Origin of the sequence: Streptomyces tyrfis (assembly GCF_037034285.1) — a bacterium.
Classification (GTDB): Bacteria; Actinomycetota; Actinomycetes; order Streptomycetales; family Streptomycetaceae; genus Streptomyces.
Genome location: NZ_JBAGJZ010000016.1, coordinates 136,889 through 153,340, shown reverse-complemented (window position 1 = coordinate 153,340; position 16,452 = coordinate 136,889). Strand labels below are relative to the sequence as shown.

At 73.1% G+C, this 16,452-nt stretch carries 16 protein-coding genes; 8 read left to right on the top strand and 8 right to left on the bottom strand.

Annotated features, from left to right (window positions below; all coding sequences use genetic code 11):
• Positions 1–170: 170 nt before the first annotated feature.
• From WA762_RS15260 to WA762_RS15250, 3 genes are all read left to right on the top strand, one after another.
• A complete protein-coding gene (locus tag WA762_RS15260; protein WP_335936228.1) occupies positions 171–932 on the top strand; it encodes a polysaccharide deacetylase family protein in 762 nt (253 codons plus the stop codon).
• Between the two features lie 141 nt (positions 933–1,073).
• Positions 1,074–1,658: a TerD family protein gene (locus tag WA762_RS15255; protein WP_335936227.1), complete on the top strand. Its 585-nt coding sequence runs from the start codon at positions 1,074–1,076 to the stop codon at positions 1,656–1,658.
• A gap of 103 nt (positions 1,659–1,761) precedes the next feature.
• Positions 1,762–1,944 carry a hypothetical protein gene (locus WA762_RS15250; protein ID WP_335936226.1) on the top strand — a complete coding sequence of 61 codons (183 nt, stop codon included), beginning with the start codon at positions 1,762–1,764 and terminating at the stop codon, positions 1,942–1,944.
• 85 nt (positions 1,945–2,029) lie between these two features.
• Here WA762_RS15250 and WA762_RS15245 read toward each other — a convergent pair whose 3' ends face one another.
• Positions 2,030–2,503 (bottom strand): pyridoxamine 5'-phosphate oxidase family protein, encoded by a 474-nt coding sequence (locus WA762_RS15245; protein WP_335936250.1) that lies wholly within the window; start codon positions 2,501–2,503, stop codon positions 2,030–2,032.
• Positions 2,504–2,806: 303 nt separating this feature from the next.
• On the opposite strand from WA762_RS15245, the gene WA762_RS15240 reads away from it, so the two are divergent.
• Together WA762_RS15240 and WA762_RS15235 are read left to right on the top strand one after the other, a co-directional pair.
• Positions 2,807–3,289 carry a hypothetical protein gene (locus WA762_RS15240; RefSeq protein ID WP_335936225.1) on the top strand — a complete coding sequence of 161 codons (483 nt, stop codon included), beginning with the start codon at positions 2,807–2,809 and terminating at the stop codon, positions 3,287–3,289.
• Positions 3,290–3,354: 65 nt separating this feature from the next.
• Positions 3,355–4,035, top strand: a complete 681-nt coding sequence (locus WA762_RS15235) for a vitamin K epoxide reductase family protein (RefSeq protein ID WP_443080593.1) — start codon at positions 3,355–3,357, stop codon at positions 4,033–4,035.
• Here the strand turns inward: WA762_RS15235 and WA762_RS15230 are convergent.
• Positions 3,986–5,344: a globin domain-containing protein gene (locus WA762_RS15230; RefSeq protein ID WP_335936223.1), complete on the bottom strand. Its 1,359-nt coding sequence runs from the start codon at positions 5,342–5,344 to the stop codon at positions 3,986–3,988. The genes WA762_RS15235 and WA762_RS15230 overlap by 50 nt on opposite strands.
• Before the next feature lie 257 nt (positions 5,345–5,601).
• On the opposite strand from WA762_RS15230, the gene WA762_RS15225 reads away from it, so the two are divergent.
• The gene (locus WA762_RS15225) at positions 5,602–6,348 is read left to right on the top strand and encodes a response regulator transcription factor (RefSeq protein ID WP_335936222.1); all 747 of its coding nucleotides are present in this window, start codon (positions 5,602–5,604) and stop codon (positions 6,346–6,348) included.
• 69 nt (positions 6,349–6,417) lie between these two features.
• On the opposite strand, the gene WA762_RS15220 is transcribed toward WA762_RS15225, so the two are convergent.
• On the bottom strand, positions 6,418–8,127 hold the full coding sequence (locus WA762_RS15220; RefSeq protein WP_335936249.1) for a sensor histidine kinase: 1,710 nt from the start codon (positions 8,125–8,127) through the stop codon (positions 6,418–6,420).
• A 532-nt stretch (positions 8,128–8,659) separates the two neighbouring features.
• Between WA762_RS15220 and ctaD the strand changes: the two genes are divergently transcribed.
• Positions 8,660–10,414: an aa3-type cytochrome oxidase subunit I gene (gene ctaD / locus WA762_RS15215; RefSeq protein ID WP_443080590.1), complete on the top strand. Its 1,755-nt coding sequence runs from the start codon at positions 8,660–8,662 to the stop codon at positions 10,412–10,414.
• A gap of 51 nt (positions 10,415–10,465) precedes the next feature.
• On the top strand, positions 10,466–10,828 hold the full coding sequence (locus WA762_RS15210) for a hypothetical protein (RefSeq protein WP_335936221.1): 363 nt from the start codon (positions 10,466–10,468) through the stop codon (positions 10,826–10,828).
• Positions 10,829–11,001: 173 nt separating this feature from the next.
• Here the strand turns inward: WA762_RS15210 and WA762_RS15205 are convergent, their stop codons facing one another.
• The 5 genes from WA762_RS15205 to WA762_RS15185 form a co-directional block, all read right to left on the bottom strand.
• The gene (locus tag WA762_RS15205) at positions 11,002–11,622 is read right to left on the bottom strand and encodes an L-threonylcarbamoyladenylate synthase (protein WP_335936220.1); all 621 of its coding nucleotides are present in this window, start codon (positions 11,620–11,622) and stop codon (positions 11,002–11,004) included.
• A 158-nt stretch (positions 11,623–11,780) separates the two neighbouring features.
• The gene (locus WA762_RS15200) at positions 11,781–12,719 is read right to left on the bottom strand and encodes a carbohydrate ABC transporter permease (RefSeq protein ID WP_335936219.1); all 939 of its coding nucleotides are present in this window, start codon (positions 12,717–12,719) and stop codon (positions 11,781–11,783) included.
• Complete coding sequence (locus WA762_RS15195) at positions 12,716–13,900, bottom strand: carbohydrate ABC transporter permease (RefSeq protein WP_335936218.1); 1,185 nt, start codon at positions 13,898–13,900, stop codon at positions 12,716–12,718. The genes WA762_RS15200 and WA762_RS15195 overlap by 4 nt, the downstream gene beginning before the upstream one ends.
• A 5-nt stretch (positions 13,901–13,905) precedes the next feature.
• Positions 13,906–15,150 (bottom strand): extracellular solute-binding protein, encoded by a 1,245-nt coding sequence (locus WA762_RS15190; RefSeq protein ID WP_335936217.1) that lies wholly within the window; start codon positions 15,148–15,150, stop codon positions 13,906–13,908.
• 146 nt (positions 15,151–15,296) lie between these two features.
• On the bottom strand, positions 15,297–16,346 hold the full coding sequence (locus WA762_RS15185; protein WP_335936216.1) for a LacI family DNA-binding transcriptional regulator: 1,050 nt from the start codon (positions 16,344–16,346) through the stop codon (positions 15,297–15,299).
• Positions 16,347–16,452 lie beyond the last annotated feature (106 nt).

Sequence of the window (16,452 nt, the reverse complement as noted above, 5' to 3'; positions counted from 1 at the left end):
GGACACGCACGCCCGCGCACGCCCGCGCACGCCCGCGACGCCGCGCCGCGGCCGTCCGCCCCGCCCGCACTGCTCCGGCGGCGGGGCGCCGGGAGACGACGAGAACGACGCCGTACGAGAGCCCGCCCGGGCGTGACCGGCAGCCGCGCCGACGCAGGGACGAGGAACCGATGAACCACCGAACCGCGCGCCTCCCCGCCGGACTCCGCGCCGCCCTGGCCGTGCCGGCGCTGGCGCTGGCCGCCCATGTCGTCCCCGCCGGCACCTGGCTCCCCGGACCGCGCCGGATCTGCTTCCCCGCTCTGGCCGGCCTGGGACGGCCGGACCACGTCGCCCTGACCTTCGACGACGGGCCGGACCCCCGCTCCACGCCGTACTTCCTCGACGCGCTGGACCGGCTCTCCGCGCGCGCCACGTTCTTCGTGCTGGGGGAGAGCCTGCTGCGCCACCCGGAACTCGGCCGCGACATCGCCCGCCGGGGCCATGAACTGGCCGTCCACGGCTGGACGCACAGCCGCCCCTGGCTCCCCGCGCCCGGCCGGGACCTGCGGGAGATCTCCCGCGCCGCGGCGGCGGTGCACCGGGTCTCGGGCGTCCGGCCGCTGTGGTACCGGCCGCCGTACGGGATCCTGACCGGCGGACGCTGGGCCGCGGCCGTGCGCTGCGGACTGCGCCCGGTCCTGTGGTCCGCGTGGGGCCGGGACTGGACCGAGGACGCGACCGCCGAGCGGATTCTGGCGACCGTGCGCGCCGGTCTCCGGGGCGGCGGCACGGTCCTGCTGCACGACGCCGACCCGTCGGCGTCCGGCCGCTGGCGGCCCGCGCTCGCGGCACTGCCCGCGCTCGTCGGCTCCGTCCGGTCGGCGGGCCTGGCCATCGGCCCGCTGAGCGCCCACGGCCTCGCGTCCGGCCGTACGGGCGACGCCGGCTGACGGCCCGTGGGGTTCCCCGCCGCGTCCGGTCGGCGCGGCCCTTCCCGGAAAGCCGCACCGGGAATCCACCCGGGTGGGTGGAGTACGGGCGGACCAGGCACACTGCAGGGGTAGCAGTCCGACCACCAAGAGGGATCACGCATGATCACGCTGAAGAAGGAAGACGGCCCGGCCGATCTGGACGGGGTCACCCATCTGTCCATCGGGGTGTCCTGGGACCCGACCGCCGGGAGCAGCGGAGGGCTGTTGGGCAAGCTTCGGCAGAAGGTCGGCACCGACCTCGACCTGATCGCGATCGCCATGCAGGGGTCGGAGCCGGTCAGGCTCGCCGGCCTGGACTCCCTGGACCCCATGGGCAACGGCTCGCTGATCCACAGCGGGGACAACCAGACCGGGCGCGGGGACGGCGACGACGAGACGGTGACCGTCGAGTTCGCCCGGATCCCGCCCAACATCACGTCCATCGTGTTCGTCGCCGCCGCCTACAAGAAGCGCAGCGCCTTCCAGAACGCGCGCAACATCAGCTTCAAGGTGTACGACGCGACGGGCGGCAGCAGCCAGCAGGTCGCGGACATCTGGCCGAGCCTGCTGACCAACGACAACGGCTGCGCCGTGGCCAAGGCGATCCGGGTCGGCACGGGCTGGAAGCTCGAAGTGATCAACGAGACCGGCAAGATCAAGCAGGGCGACGAGCAGGCCCTGATGCGCTTCGCCGTCAGCAAGTAGCCCGAACGGCGCCCCGCCCCGGCCGGCACGCCCCGGCCCGGGCGGGGGCCGGGACCGGATGCGGCGGACGGACCGCCGCCCCGCCGGCCGTCAGGAGGGACGCGTGCGGTTCGAACTCCGGACGACGGACGACGGCGACCTCACCCTGTGCGCCGAGGGGCGCTCGGCCCGGGAACTGCTCGACGACGACGCCGCACTGGTACGCGTCTTCGACGCCGACAGCTGGGAGCACGCGATGGCCCAGTACCACGCGCACCAGGGATGGGGCCCCTACCGCCCCGCGTGAGCGTGGGGGAGCACCCCGAGCGCGTCCACGACGCCCGCCCGCGGCGGCCCGGGACGTCCCCACCCGCGCGCCCCGGGCCGCCGGCTCATCCGTGCCCCTCGGCCAGCCGGATGCCGGTGACCAGATGCGGCCTGATCTGCACCGCGCAGTCCATCAACCGGTCCGACCAGGGCCGGATGAGGCGCTGATAGCGGAAGAGGGCCTCGGGATCCGTCACCGGCCGGCAGTAGCCCGTCGCGACGACGCTCCACCCCAGATGGGTCAGCGGATCGATGGCGTCGGCCTGATAGGCGACCACCACCCCGCGCTCGCCGTGGTCCCGGGCCTGGGAGAACAGATCCGAGTCCTGATGCGTCCGGATGACGATCCGGCCGTGGTCCAGCACATGGTTGACCGGCCGGATCGCGGGCAGCGCGTGCTGGGTGAACACGATCCGCCCGAACGACGCCTCGCCCAGCAGCCCCAGGGCCTGAGCACCCGTCAGCTCGACGGTGCGGCGCGGCCGGACGGCCGCCGGGGCACTCTCCGGAAGCAGCGGCCCGGCCGCGCCCGGGGGCATGGGCGACCGGGGCATCGGCCGGTGACCTGTGTGGCTCATGACTGACGACCTGCGTGGCTCATGGGGCGGCCTCGTCTCCTGATCTGCTCGTCTGCCGTACGAGTACACCCCGTGCCGCGCCGCCCCGCCAGGGCCGAACGGCCCAGGGCCGAACGGCCCTAGCGGCACCGGCCCCCCAGTGGTTTCACTGCGGTGGTTCGCACGCCACGGCCCGGCCCGACGGCGGCAACCGGGGCCGGGCCGCGGGTGTGCGGAGTGCTCGGTCGGGTCGGTGCTGCACAGGTGCGCAGAAGGGGTACGCGGGTGATCGCGGTCGTCGGACACAAGGATCTGGACAGCAGAACCCTGGAACTGGTGGAGGCGGAGCTGAGGACACGGCTGGAGTGCCTGGCGGACGGCATGGCCGCGCTCGTGCGCGCCGGCGCGGGCCTGCCCCTGGTGTTCGGGCGCGCGGTCCGGGCGGCCGGCCGGAAACTGACGGTCCTGCTGCCGGCCCAGGGGGCGGTCCCCGCGGTGCTGCCCGAGCGGGACCGGCGCGCCGCCGGGGAACTGCTGGTGCTGGCCGAACACGTACGGCTGCTGGCCTTCGACCCGGCCGACCGCGACGCCTGCGTCGGCGCCGACGAACGGGTGGTGGCGACCTGCCGGTCCGTGCTCGCCGTGTGGGACGGCTCGCCGTCCGACGGCCGGGACGCCACCGCGCACCTGGTCGCCTTCGCCCGGGCGCGCGGCATCCACGTGGACGTCGTATGGCCGGCCGGCTGCGAGCGACGGAGGCCGGCATGAGGACATCGGCGCGGCAGACGGCGGGGCCGGACTCCCGGACCGCCCACGGCCGGGAGCCCCGCCCGATGGACGACCGCGCGGACGGCGGGCCCGACGGCCCCGCGCCGCGGGCGGCCGGCGACCCCGCGGGGAGCGGCGACGACCCGGCGGGCGCGGGGGCGGAACGCGTCGGCGCCCGGCCGGGGTTCGGATGGCTGCTGGTGGTGACCGCCGCGCTCGGGCTGCTGGGCTCCTTCATGATCACCGTCGACAAGTTCGAGCTGCTCGCCGACCCCGGCTTCGTCCCGGCCTGCACGCTGAGCCCCGTGCTGTCCTGCACGGACGTGATGCGCAGCGAGCAGGCCTCGGTGTTCGGCTTCCCCAACCCGCTGCTCGGACTGATCGGCTTCGGGGTGGTGATGGCCATCGGCACGGGCCTGCTCTCCGGCGCCCGCTACCGGCGGTGGTACTGGCTCGGGCTGAACCTGGGCGCCCTCCTCGGCGTCGTGTTCTGCATGTGGCTGATGACCCAGGCGCTGTACGACATCGGCGCGCTGTGCCTGTGGTGCATGCTCGTGTGGGCGGCGACCGTCTTCATGTTCTGGCACACCACCGTGCACAACCTGCGCCACGGCGTGCTCCCCGCCCCCCGGGCCGTCGTCGCGGCGGTACTGGAGTTCCCGCTGGTGGTGCCGGTGACCTGGTGCCTGGTCATCGTCATGCTGATAGCAACCCGGTTCTGGTCGTACTGGGAGACATTTCTGTGACCACGGGTTCGAGCGCGCCCGCCACGGTCCCGCGTCCCGGTCCGGTGACCGGGACGCGGCTCGTGCCGTCGTGATGGATGTACGCCGCCGGGACCCCGGCGGCGGCGAGCCGGGCCGCGGCCACCCCCGTCGAGTCCGGCGCGGTGACCTCCGGGGTCAGCGCGAGGAAGACGTGCTGCCGCACGAGATCCCCGGAACTCCGGCCCGGCACGCCGCACAGCGTCCGCAGCTCCTGGTCGCTGAACGGACCGCTGGGCGGAAGCACGGTCAGCCAGGAGCGCCCGCGCCGGAACGCGTCCAGATACGCGGCGTCGTACATGCCCTCGTCCGCCGCGCCGTCCAGCAGCAGCCGCACCCGGTGGGCCCGCGAGCGTTCGGCGTCGATCTGCTGGAGCAGCGCCTTCACCGGTGCCCACCCGGTCCCCGAGGCGATCAGCAGCACGTCGGCGGACGGGGTGTGCCCGGGCAGCGCCAGCCTGCCGCGCGGCGCGCCCAGACGCAGGGTGTCGCCCTCCCGGGTGTGGTGCACGAGCACGTCGCTCACGCCGCCCGCGCCCCGGGCCCGCACGTGGAACTCCAGCTCGCCGTCCGGATGCGGGGCCCGGGCCAGGTAGTACGGACGCCACGCCTGCTCCAGCAGCGGCGACTCCAGCGACGCGTACTGCCCCGCCGTGAAGGTGTACGGCTGGTGGGGCCGGACCCTCAGGACCGCGAGATCCGGGGAGCGCAGTTCGTGCGCGGTCACCGTCGCGCTCCAGCTGGGCGGTTCCGCGATCGCTTCGTCGGCCCCCCGGACCATCGCCGAGACGGCCAGACGCAGCATCCGCAGCCAGGCGTTCTCCAGCATCTCGGTCCACCGGGCGCCCGCCCGCAGCCGCAGCGCCTCGATCAGCGCCGTCTCGAACGCCTCGAAGTGCGCCGGGCGCACCCCGAGCTTGCGGTGGTCGCGCCCCAGCTGCGCGAACGTGCTGATCATGTCGTCGGTCCGGTGCAGATTGCCGATCAGATAGCGGAAGATCTCGGCCAGGTGGGCCTGCTGGAACGCCATCGACTCGGGGAACAGCGACCGCAGGTACGGGTGCCGCTCGAACAGGGCCTGGTACAGGTCCGCGATCAGGTCCTCCAGCGGGCCGACCATCACCAGGCAGTCACCGATCAGCCGCTGGTCCGCCGTGCCGTCGTACGCCTGGGGCCGTTCGGCGCGAGGCGCCGCGGAGTCCGTGCCGGTCGGGGAAAGGATGCGCCGCCTCAGCCGCATCGCGTCGTGCCGCGCGAGCAGTGCGTGGTAATCCTCGCTCGGGGTGTTCATGGACCGGTGACTCCTTGGGGCAGCGCTGGTGGGGGGCGGAGGAAAACCGGGACGGGGCGACACGAGTGGTGCCCAAATGATCTCGGCGGCGTCAGTATGGCACCGCCGCCAACCCGCCGACCGGCCCTGGCCACAGGGCCGAAAGGCCCTGTTCAAGTGCCGTTGACCATGCTGCGCAACCCCGGCGCACGGGCCGCCGGGCGGGCGCACATACTGGTGGACGTCCAGCCTTGTCCCCCGAGCCGATCGAGCATGGTGTGAACGACTTCGCGAAGTCCCCGCTGCCCACGGACCCGCCGCGGTCCGCCGAACCCGTGCGCGTCTTCATCCTCGACGACCACGAGGTCGTACGGCGAGGTGTGCGCGATCTGCTGGAGGCCGAGGACGGCATCGAGGTCGTCGGCGAGGCGTCCGACGCCCGCGAGGCGCTGGCCCGGGTGCCCGCGAGCCGGCCCCAGGTCGCCGTGCTGGACGTACGGCTCGGCGACGACCCCCGCGGCGACCACGCCGGCATCGAGGTGTGCCGGGAACTGCGCGCCCTGATGCCCGAACTCGCCTGTCTGATGCTGACGTCCTTCGACGACGACGAGGCGCTGTTCGACGCCATCATGGCGGGCGCGGCGGGCTATGTGCTGAAGCAGATCAACGGCGCCGACCTGATCGCCGCCGTCCGCACGGTCGCCTCCGGCACGTCGATGCTCGACCCGCGGACGACCGCCCGTGTCATGGCCCGGCTCAGGGGGCCCGAGCGCGGCCCCGCCGAGGAGCCGGAGGCCTCGGAGCTGGACCAGCTCACGGCCAGGGAACGCCAGATCCTGGACCTCATCGGCGAGGGCCTCACCAACCGTGAGATCGCCGAACGCCTCTTCCTCGCCGAGAAGACCGTCAAGAACCGCATCTCCTCGATCCTCGCCAAGCTCGGCGTCGGCCGCCGGATCCAGGCGGCGATGCTCGTCGGCCGGATCAAGGACCGGCAGGCGGCCGAACAGGTGCGACGGGGCTGAGAGCCGGGCGGGCGCGGCCCCGCCGCCCCGCCGCCCGGAGCCCCCGGCGCTCCGGGCGGCGGCGGGGCCTCAGCCGTGGAGCGGGGCGCTCCACTCGATCCGGGTGCCGCCCTCCGGCGGCCGCCGCACGCTCAGCGTGCCGCCGCACAGCTCCGCCCGGGTGCGCATGTTGGCCAGCCCGCCCCGCCGCGCCGCCGCCCGTTCGCCGCCGGCCGCCGTCTCCGCGCCCCCGCCCGCGGCGGGCTCGGTGAGGTGGGCGTCCGGGACGCCGATGCCGTCGTCCGCGACGGTCAGGGTCACCGCGTCGTCGGCCGACAGCACGATGTCGATGCGGCTCGCCCCGGCGTGGCGGGAGGCGTTGGACACCGCCTCGGCGGCGACCGCCACCACGTGCTCGGCCAGCTCGTCCGGGACGGTGGTGTCGACCGGCCCGTCGATCCGCACGGACGGCCGGAAACCGAGGGCGCGCGCCGCCGTGCGCGCGGTCTCCGCCATCCGGTGCCGCAGCCCGCTGGGCCCCGAACCGTCCGCCGTGCGCAGATCGAAGATGGTGGACCGGATGATCCGGATCGTGGTGTCCAGATCGTCCACCGCCCGGCTGACCCGCTCCGCCGCGTCCGGGCGGTCCGCGATGGCCCGGGTGGTGCTCTGGAGCGTCATCCCGGTCGCGAACAGCCGCTGGATCGCCAGGTCGTGCAGATCGCGGGCGATCCGGTCCCGGTCGTGCATCACGGCGAGCTCCTCGGACTCGGCCCGGCCCCGGGCGAGCTCCAGCGCGATCGCCGCCTGGTCCGCGAAGCCGGACACCAGCGCCACCTCGGTGTCGTCGAACGGCGGGCGGCCCGCCGGCCGTCCCAGCCGCAGCGCCCCCATCAGCCCGACGCCGACCCGCAACGGCACGGCCACCACCGGCCCCAGCCCGTCCTCGGCGCCGTCGCCGAACGGATGGGCCCGCGGATCCGTGCGCACATCGGCGCAGTACGCCGGTGAACCGGTGCGCGCGGCCAGCCCGGCCAGCGAGCCCGTCGCGGGCACGGACAGGCCCGTCACCCGCTCGCTGTCCCGGCCGTGGGCCACGGCGACCGTGAGCCGCTCCTCGGCCCCGGGCGCCACCGCGTCCTGCGGCGGGGCCGCCGCCTGCCGCGCCGACGGCAGCAGGACCGCCGCCCGGTCCGCCCCCGCCACCTCCATCGCCCGCTCCGCGATCAGATGCAGCACCTCGTCGGCGTCCGCACCCGACAGAAGGGCCCGGGTGATCTCGCCCAGCGCCTCCAGCCGCCGCTCCCGGCGGCGGCTCTCGTCGTACATCCTGGCGTTGTCGATGGCGACCCCGGCGGCGATCGACAGGGTGGTCAGCACCGCCTGGTCGTCGTCGTCGAAGTCCGTCCCGCCCCGCTTCTCGGTCAGATACAGATTGCCGAACACCTCGTCCCGCACCCGTATGGGCACCCCCAGGAACGTGCGCATCGGCGGGTGGTGCGGCGGGAAGCCGTAGCTGCGCGGATGGCCGCCCAGATCGGTGAGCCGCAGCGGCTCCGGATGGCGGATCAGCTCGCCCAGGATGCCTCGGCCGCACGGCGACTGCCCGATCCTCGCGGCGAGTTCCTCCGAGATCCCCACCGGCAGGAACTCCAGCAGCTTCTGCCCGTCGCCGACGATGCCCAGCGCCCCGTACTCCGCGTCGGTCAGCGTCACCGCCGCCTCGACGATGCCGCGCAGCACCTCGGGCAGCTCCAGCCCGCGCCCCAGGCTCATCACGGCGTCCAGCAGCCCGCGCATCCGGTCCGGCCGGCTCGGCTGCGGCCACGCGGCGCGGCGCGGGCACGAGGCGCCCGACGGCCCGGCCCCGGGCGCGGCGGGGGACGAGGCTCCGGCCGCGGAGCCGGGTGCGTGCGGTGCTGTCTCTTCCATCGATCGCCGTTCTCTGGGGCCGTGCGCGGTGCGCCGTACGTCGTCCGCCGCACGGGGTGCGCCGGCTCTGCGCACCGGATCGCCGCAGGGCTGGGACCGGTCCACGACCCGTCAGCCTACGGCAGCCCCTCGGACGGGGAACGGGCGGTGCGGCGTCCCGGCGCGGGCGGGCCCGGGCCGACCGGCCCGTGCCCGGACCGGGGCAGGGCCGGTCGGCCCCCGCGGAAGGTGCCCGTCGGCCCCTGGGGCGTCGCGCGCCGCGCGAGCAGCATGGTGCGGCGCCGGGAAGGTCCGGTCCGTCCGTCCCCCGTGAGCAGCCGGACCTTCCCGACCGATCCCGTTCCCGGACCACCTGTCCGGGAACGTCCGGAGAACCGCAACAGCTGGAGGAACCAGTCCGGTGGACGCCATGGAAAGACAGGGCAGCGAGGCCCCTTCCGTACCGGGCCCGACGCCCCCCGGGCCCCGGCCCGAGCCCACACCGGGCCCCGATCGCCCCGGCAACGGGACCGCCCCCGGCGCGCTTCCGGCCGCCCGTCCCTCGCGCGGCCGGATCGTCGTCTCGTGGCTCACCACGACCGACCACAAGCAGATCGGCACCCTCTACCTCGTCACCGCGTTCGTCTTCTTCCTGATCGGCGGCGTGATGGCCCTGGTGATGCGGGCCGAACTGGCCCGCCCCGGGACGCAGATCATCTCCAACGAGCAGTTCAACCAGGCGTTCACCATGCACGGCTCGGTGATGCTGCTGCTGTTCGCCATGCCGCTGTTCACCGGATTCGCGAACTGGCTGATGCCGCTTCACATCGGCGCGCCCGACGTGGCCTTCCCCCGGCTGAACATGCTGGCCTACTGGCTGTTCCTCTTCGGTTCGCTGATCGCCGCGGCGGGCTTCCTCACCCCGCAGGGCGCCGCCGACTTCGGCTGGTTCGCCTACGCCCCGCTGTCCGACGCCGTGCACTCCCCGGGCATCGGCGCCGACATGTGGATCATGGGCGTGGCGCTCTCCGGCTTCGGCTCCATCCTCGGCGCGGTGAACTTCATCACCACGATCATCTGCATGCGCGCGCCGGGCATGACGATGTTCCGGATGTCGATCTTCACCTGGAACGTGCTGCTGACCGCCGTGCTCATCCTGATGGTCTTCCCGGTCCTGGCCGCGGCCCTCTTCGCGCTGGAGATGGACCGCAAGTTCGGCTCGCACATCTTCGATCCCGCCAACGGCGGCGCCCTGCTGTGGCAGCACCTGTTCTGGTTCTTCGGGCACCCGGAGGTCTACGTCCTGGCCCTGCCGTTCTTCGGCATCATCTCCGAGATCGTCCCGGTCTTCTCCCGCAAGCCGATGTTCGGCTACATCGGCCTGATCAGCGCCACCATCGCCATCGCGGGCCTGTCGGTGACCGTGTGGGCCCACCACATGTACGTCACGGGCGGGGTGCTGCTGCCGTTCTTCGCGTTCATGACGTTCCTGATCGCGGTGCCCACCGGGGTGAAGTTCTTCAACTGGATCGGCACGATGTGGAAGGGCTCGCTCTCCTTCGAGACGCCGATGCTCTGGGCCACCGGCTTCCTCGTCACCTTCGTCTTCGGCGGGCTGACCGGCGTCATCCTGGCCGCGCCGCCGCTCGACTTCCACGTCTCCGACTCGTACTTCGTGGTCGCCCACTTCCACTACACGCTCTTCGGCACCGTCGTCTACGCCATGTTCGCCGGATTCCACTTCTGGTGGCCGAAGTTCACGGGCAAGATGCTCGACGAACGCCTCGGGAAGATCACCTTCTGGGTGCTGACGGCCGGCTTCCACCTCACGTTCCTCGTGCAGCACTGGCTCGGGGCGCAGGGCATGCCCCGCCGGTACGCCGACTACCTGGCGGCCGACGGGTTCACCGCCCTCAACACCCTGTCCACCATCGGCTCGTTCCTGCTCGGGCTGGCCTTCCTGCCCTTCTTCTACAACGTCTGGAAGACCGCCCAGTACGGCGAACGGGTCACCGTCGACGACCCGTGGGGCTACGGCCGCTCCCTGGAGTGGGCCACCTCCTGCCCGCCGCCCCGGCACAACTTCACCTCCCTGCCGCGCATCCGCAGCGAGTCCCCGGCCTTCGACCTGCACCACCCGGAGATCGCCGCGCTCGACCACGCCGGAACGCACTGACCCGCGCCGACGACCCGTCCGCGCCCCGTTCCCGAGAAGGAGAGATGCCCGATGTCCCATGGTGTTCTGGCGCTCGGCGTCGCCGTGCTCTGCGTATCGGGGCACGTCTGGTACCTGCCCGCGTGCGTCGACCTGCGCGCGGCCCAGGACCGTCCGGAGTCCCGGCGGCCCGCCGCGGCGGCCGTGCTGACCGGATGGGGGACCGCCGCGGTGACGATGCTCCTGCTGCTGACCCCGGTCAGCCTGTGGGCGGTCGCCGCGGTGGCGGTCGCGGGTCTCGTCGTCACCGTGTCCCTGACCGTCCGGGCCTGGCTGTGCCGGCGCCAGGAACGGTACGAGGAGGCGGCCCGCTGGGCCGCCCTCCTGCCGGTGCGCGCCGCGGCCCCCGTCCCGCCCGCCGAGGACGACCGCTGACCCCGTCGCCCGCCTGAGAACCCGGACACACCGGAAGAAGACGTCCCGCCCCGGTCCGCCGGTCGGCTCCCCGCCGGCCGGCGGACCGTTCTCGTGTCGGGCAGGGGGCCGGAGGAGCCGAGGGGAGCCGGGGCCGGCCGGGTGGCGCGGAGCCGCCGGCCGTCGGCGGGCGGCTACTCGAACCGGGTGACGTCGCCGGCGCCCCGGCGCACGACCTCGGCCTCGCCGCCGGAGAAGTCGACGACCGTCGTCGGTTCGGTGCCGCATTCGCCCGAGTCGACCACGACGTCCACCTCGTGGTCGAGCCGCTCCTTGATCTCCCAGCCCTGCGTCAGCGGTTCGTCCTCGTCGGGCAGGAGCAGCGTGCTGGAGAGCAGCGGCTCGCCGAGCTCCGCGAGCAGGGCCTGGGTGACGACGTGGTCGGGAATCCGGACGCCGACCGTCTTCTTCCGGGGGTGCAGCAGCTGACGCGGCACCTCCTTCGTCGCCGGGAGGATGAAGGTGTAGCTGCCGGGCGTCGCCGCCCGCACGGCGCGGAACACGTCGTTGTCGATCCGCACGAACTGGCCCAGCTGGGCGAAGTCCCGGCACACCAGCGTGAAGTGGTGGCGGTCGTCGAGATGCCGGATCGCCCGGATCCGGGCGATGCCGTCACGGCTGCCCAGCCGGCAGCCCAGCGCGTAGCAGGAGTCCGTCGGATACGCCACGAGCGCCCCCGACCGGATGCTGTCGGCCACGGAGCGGATGGTGCGCGGCTGCGGATTCTCGGGGTGCACGTCGAAGTACTTCGCCATCCGCCGAGTCTAAGGCCGTCGCGCCGTCCCCGGCGGGCACGCGGGCGACGGCCGTGGCGCCTCGCCGCGGACCGCCCCCGGGGCGGCGCGTTCCGTTCCCGCCCGACGCGCGGGGCCCGGTCCCGGCGGCGACCGCCGGGACCGGGCCCCGCAGGTCCTCACTCCTTGACCGCGCCCGCGTTGGCGCCGTTCACGAAGTGGCGCTGGAAGCAGAAGAACAGCACCGCCACCGGAAGGGTGGAGAGCAGGGCCGCCGCGAGCTTCAGCGGGTACTGCGTACCGCCCCCGAGCCCGCCCGAGACGAACCGGGCCAGGCCCGTGGTGAGCGTCTCGTACTGACCCGACTGGGTGCTGACCAGGAAGTGCGTGAACTCGTTCCACGATCCCTGGAACGACAGGATCGTCAGGGTGATCAGCGCCGGCCTGGCCATCGGCAGGACAACGGACCAGAAGATCCGGAACACCCCCGCCCCGTCCACCCGGGCCGCCTCCTCGACCTCGCGGGGGATCGACTCGAAGAACTGCTTCATGATGAAGATGCCCGCCGCGTCCACCAGCAGCGGCACGATCATGCCGGTGTACGTGTCGAAGAGGCCGAACGTGTTCAGCACCAGGAACTTCGGGATGAGCAGGGCCACACCGGGCACCGCCATCACCGCGAGCACGAAGCCGAACAGCAGCGAGCGGCCCGGGAAGCGCAGCCGCGCCAGCGCGTACCCGGCCATCGAGTCGAACAGCACCCGGCCGGCCGTCACCAGCACCGCCACCATCGCCGAGTTGCTCAGCCAGCGCAGGAAGGGCACCCCGTCGGCGCCCTGGCCCAGCCCGAACAGCCGCTGATAGGCGGCCATGGTCGGTGTGGCCGGCAGCAGGGACAGCGGATGGGCGGCGGCGTCCGGGTCCGTCTTGAAGCCGGTCACCAGCTGGAGGACGAACGGCAGCAGATAGAGCAGCCCCATGCCGGCGACCAGCGCGTACCCCGCCAGGCGCCACGGCAGCGGGAAGCGGCCCAGCACGGGCCGCCCCCGCTCGCCCCCGGCGCGACGGCGTGACGGACGCGGGGCCTTGTCGCGTACGGCCGTACCGGTGGCGGTCATCGGTTCCTCCTGGTGCGAGTGCCGCGCTCCCGCAGCACCCAGCGCTGCAACGCGGTCAGGACGAGGATCACGGCGAGCAGGATGAACGCGATCGCCGAGCCCTGCCCGAAGTCCCCGTTGTCGAAGGCCGCCGAGTACGACAGGAAGGCGGGGGTGAGCGTGGTGTTCCCGGGCGCGCCCTGGCCCATCACGTACACCTGGTCGAAGACCTGCCAGGTGGAGATCAGGCCCAGCGTCAGGACCAGGAACAGCGCGGGGCGCAGCGCGGGCAGCGTCACGTACCGCAGCATCTGGAAGCGGTTCACGCCCTCCAGCGCGGCCGACTCCTCCAGCTCGCGCGGGATGTCCTGGAGCGCCGCGAGGAAGATCAGCATGAAGGTGCCGGAGGTGGTCCACACGGCGAGCAGGATCAGTGTGCACATGGCCACCGAAGGACCCGACAGCCACTCGAACCACGACAGCCCCAGCAGGGAGTGGTCGGCCAGCACCCCGGTGGGATGCTCGGGGTCGACGATCCCCAGACCGCCCAGGACCAGGGAGAGCACCCCGCGCGAATCGGCGAACCAGTTCGGCCCCTTGACCCCGATCCAGGACAGCAGCGAGTTGACGGCCCCGCTGCCCTGGAACAGGAAGAGGAAGACCGTGGACACCGCGATCGAGCTGGTGACCGAGGGGAAGAAGAAGGCCGTGCGCAGCGCGCTCCGCGCCCGCAGCAGCTTCTGGTTGACGATGATGGCCAGCCCCAGGGCCAGCGCGGTCTGCAGGGGCACGGTGAGCAGCACGTAGTAGGCGTTGTTGCGCAGGGAGGTCGCGAACAGCGTGCGGTCGAGCCCGTCCTGGGTGAGCAGCGACCGGTAGTTGTCCAGCCCGGCGAAGTCCACCTGGCCGGAGAACGGGTTGGAACGCCCGTCCCAGTGCAGCAGGCTGACCCAGAGCGCCATCAGGATCGGCAGCACCAGGAACAGCCCGATGACGATCACCATCGGGCTGACGAACAGCCAGCCCCAGGCGCCCTCGCCGCGGAGGCCCGCGCGCCGGGCGCGGGCCCCTTCGGCCGTACGGGCGCGACCGTCCGCGGGGACGCCTCCGGTCGCGCGGGCCCTGTCCGCCGTGCCGGACGGGGCGTCGGGCCCGCCGGCCGTGCGAGGATCACCGCTCTCGCGGCTCGTACGGATGGGCATGTGGTTCAGTTGCCCTTCGCGATCGCCTGTTCGCCGTTGCGCTGGAGACCGGAGAGGATCTTCTTCGGGTCGGCGGTGCGCAGCGACTGCAGATCGGTGTTGAACTGGCTCAGCACCTTGTCGAACCCGGCGATCGTCACCGGGCCCTGGGCGTACGCGGTGCCGTCCACCCACGCCTTGGCGGCCGGCTGCTTCTCGGCGTACGTCTTCAGCGCGCTGGCCCGCGAGGGCATGACCCCGAACTCGGCGGCGAAGTCGAGCTGCTGCTCGGCTGAGGACAGGAACTTCACGAGGTCGACCCCCGCCGCGCGGTGCGCGCTGTCGGCGGCGACGCCCCAGCAGTTGCTGTAGGCGAGGGTGCCCTGGCCCGCCGGCCCCGCGGGCAGCGGCACGACGGCGTACTTCACGTCGGGGTAGTCATGGCTCATCCCGCCCTCGAGCCAGTTGCCCTCGATGGTCATGGCGGCCTTGCCCTTGCCGAGCGCCTCGCCGCCCCAGCTGGTGTCGACCTGCTTGGCGAACTTCATGGAGCCGGACTTCAGGAGGGACTGGACGAACTCCAGGCCCTTGAGGTTCTCCGGGGTGTCGGCGGTCATCTTCTTCTGGGCCGGGTCGGTGAGCGAGCCGCCCGCCTGCTTCATGAAGACGCCGAGCCGCTGGTACTCGTCGCTGGTGACCAGGCCGGTGACGCCGTCACGGGTCAGCCGCTCCGCGACCTTGCGCAGGTCCTCCCAGGTCTTCGGGTAGTCCTTCTCCGTCAGCCCGGCCTTCTTCCACAGGTCGGTGTTGACGACGAGGGCGAGCGTGGACTCGTCCTTCGGGACGCAGACCAGCTTCCCCTCGTGCGAGAACGAGGTGCGCAGCTGCTCGGAGAAGTCGTCGGCGTCGGACATCTGGTCGCCGTACGCGTAGAGCGAGCCGCTGCGGGCGTAGTTGGCGAACTGGTCGGAGTTGACGTAGAAGACGTCCGGCGGCCGGTGCCCGGCGAAGGACTGGGCCAGCTGCTGGTTCATGTCCTTGGCGACCTCGACCGTGACCGAGTTGCCGGACTTCTTCTCGTACGCGGCCGCCGCCTTCTTGACCGCCTGGGTCTCGGCGTCGCCCGAGGTGGCGATCAGCACCGTCAGCTTCTGCTTGCCGGACTCGTCCTGCTTCGTCTCCCCGTCGCCGCCGAAGCCGGACGAACAGCCGGTGGCGGCGAGCAGCGCCGCGCAGGTGGCGATGGCGGCGAAGGCCGTGCGGGTTCTCATGGGTTTCCTCCAGGAAGGGTACGACGTGCGTCCGGCCGGCCCGAAGGGGTTGCGCCGCGCAGTCGGCGGCCCGTCTCCGGGCCGCGGGGGGTGAGGGTGCGTGGGGGGTGTGTGGGGGTGAGGGGGAAAGTCCGGTTCTCCGTGGGTCAGTCGCTCCGCGCGGCGGTGCTGCCGCGCACGACGAGGGAGGGTTCGAGCAGGACGCGTTCGGGCGGGGCGCCGGCGTCCGACATCCGGGCCAGCAGCAGCCGGACGCACTCGCGGCCGACGGCCTCCAGCGGCTGGGCCACCGTGGACAGCCCGGGGGAGAGGAGCGCCGCCGCGGGCGAGTCGTCGAAGCCGACCACCGAGACGTCCTCGCCGGGCACGGCCCCGCGCTCGCGCAGCGCGTCGTAGCAGCCCAGCGCGAGCATGTCGCTGGCGGCGACCACGGCCGTGGCGCCGGCGTCGAGCAGCGGCCCGGCGGCGGCCCGCGCCGAGACGGTGTCGTCGACGCTCTCCGCCCGCCGGCCGCGCACCGGGAGCCCGTGCCGCCGCATGGCGCGCTGCCAGCCCAGGGCGCGGTCGTCACCGGCCCCGGAGCCGCGGGGCCAGCCGAGGAACGCGATCCGGCGGTGCCCGAGGCCCACCAGGTGCTCGACGGCGGCGTCGGTGCCCGAGGCGCCGTCGACATCCACCCAGTCGCCGATCTGCCGGCCCGACCACATCCGGCCGAAGCCGACGAACGGGACGCCGCGCTTCTCCAGCCACGCCTGACGCCGGTCCCCGCGCTCGGTGCCGCTCAGCACGAAGCCGTCCACGCTGTGCAGGTCGAGGAGCTCCTCGTAGCCCTTGAGACCGGCGCTGCCGGGGGGCGAGGCGAAGAGCAGGATCCGGTACCCGGCCTCGTCCGCGGTCTGGGACAGCGCGTGCAGGAACCGGTCCATGACCGGCGCCGAGACGCCCGGCGGGGTCGGGCGGATGCCGTAGCCGATGAGCCGGCTGGAGCGGGTGCGCAACGTCTGGGCCGCCCGGTGCGGGCGGTAGCCCAGCTCCTCGATGGCGCCCAGGACCCGCTCCAGGGTCTGCGGGCGCAGCAGGTCCGGCGCGTTGAGCGCGTTCGACACCGTCTGCGGGGAGACGTCCGCCCGGCGCGCGACCGTGGCGAGGGTGACCGGGGCTCCCTTGGCGGCGGGGGAGTCGGGGGAGCGGGCCATCTGTACTCTCCGGAGCGGGTCGTGCGAGCAATGTGATCCAGCAGTGTGATTCATTGGAGCGTTCCAAAAGCATTGTCAACGAGCTGAAGTCGTCGTTAAGGTTTTT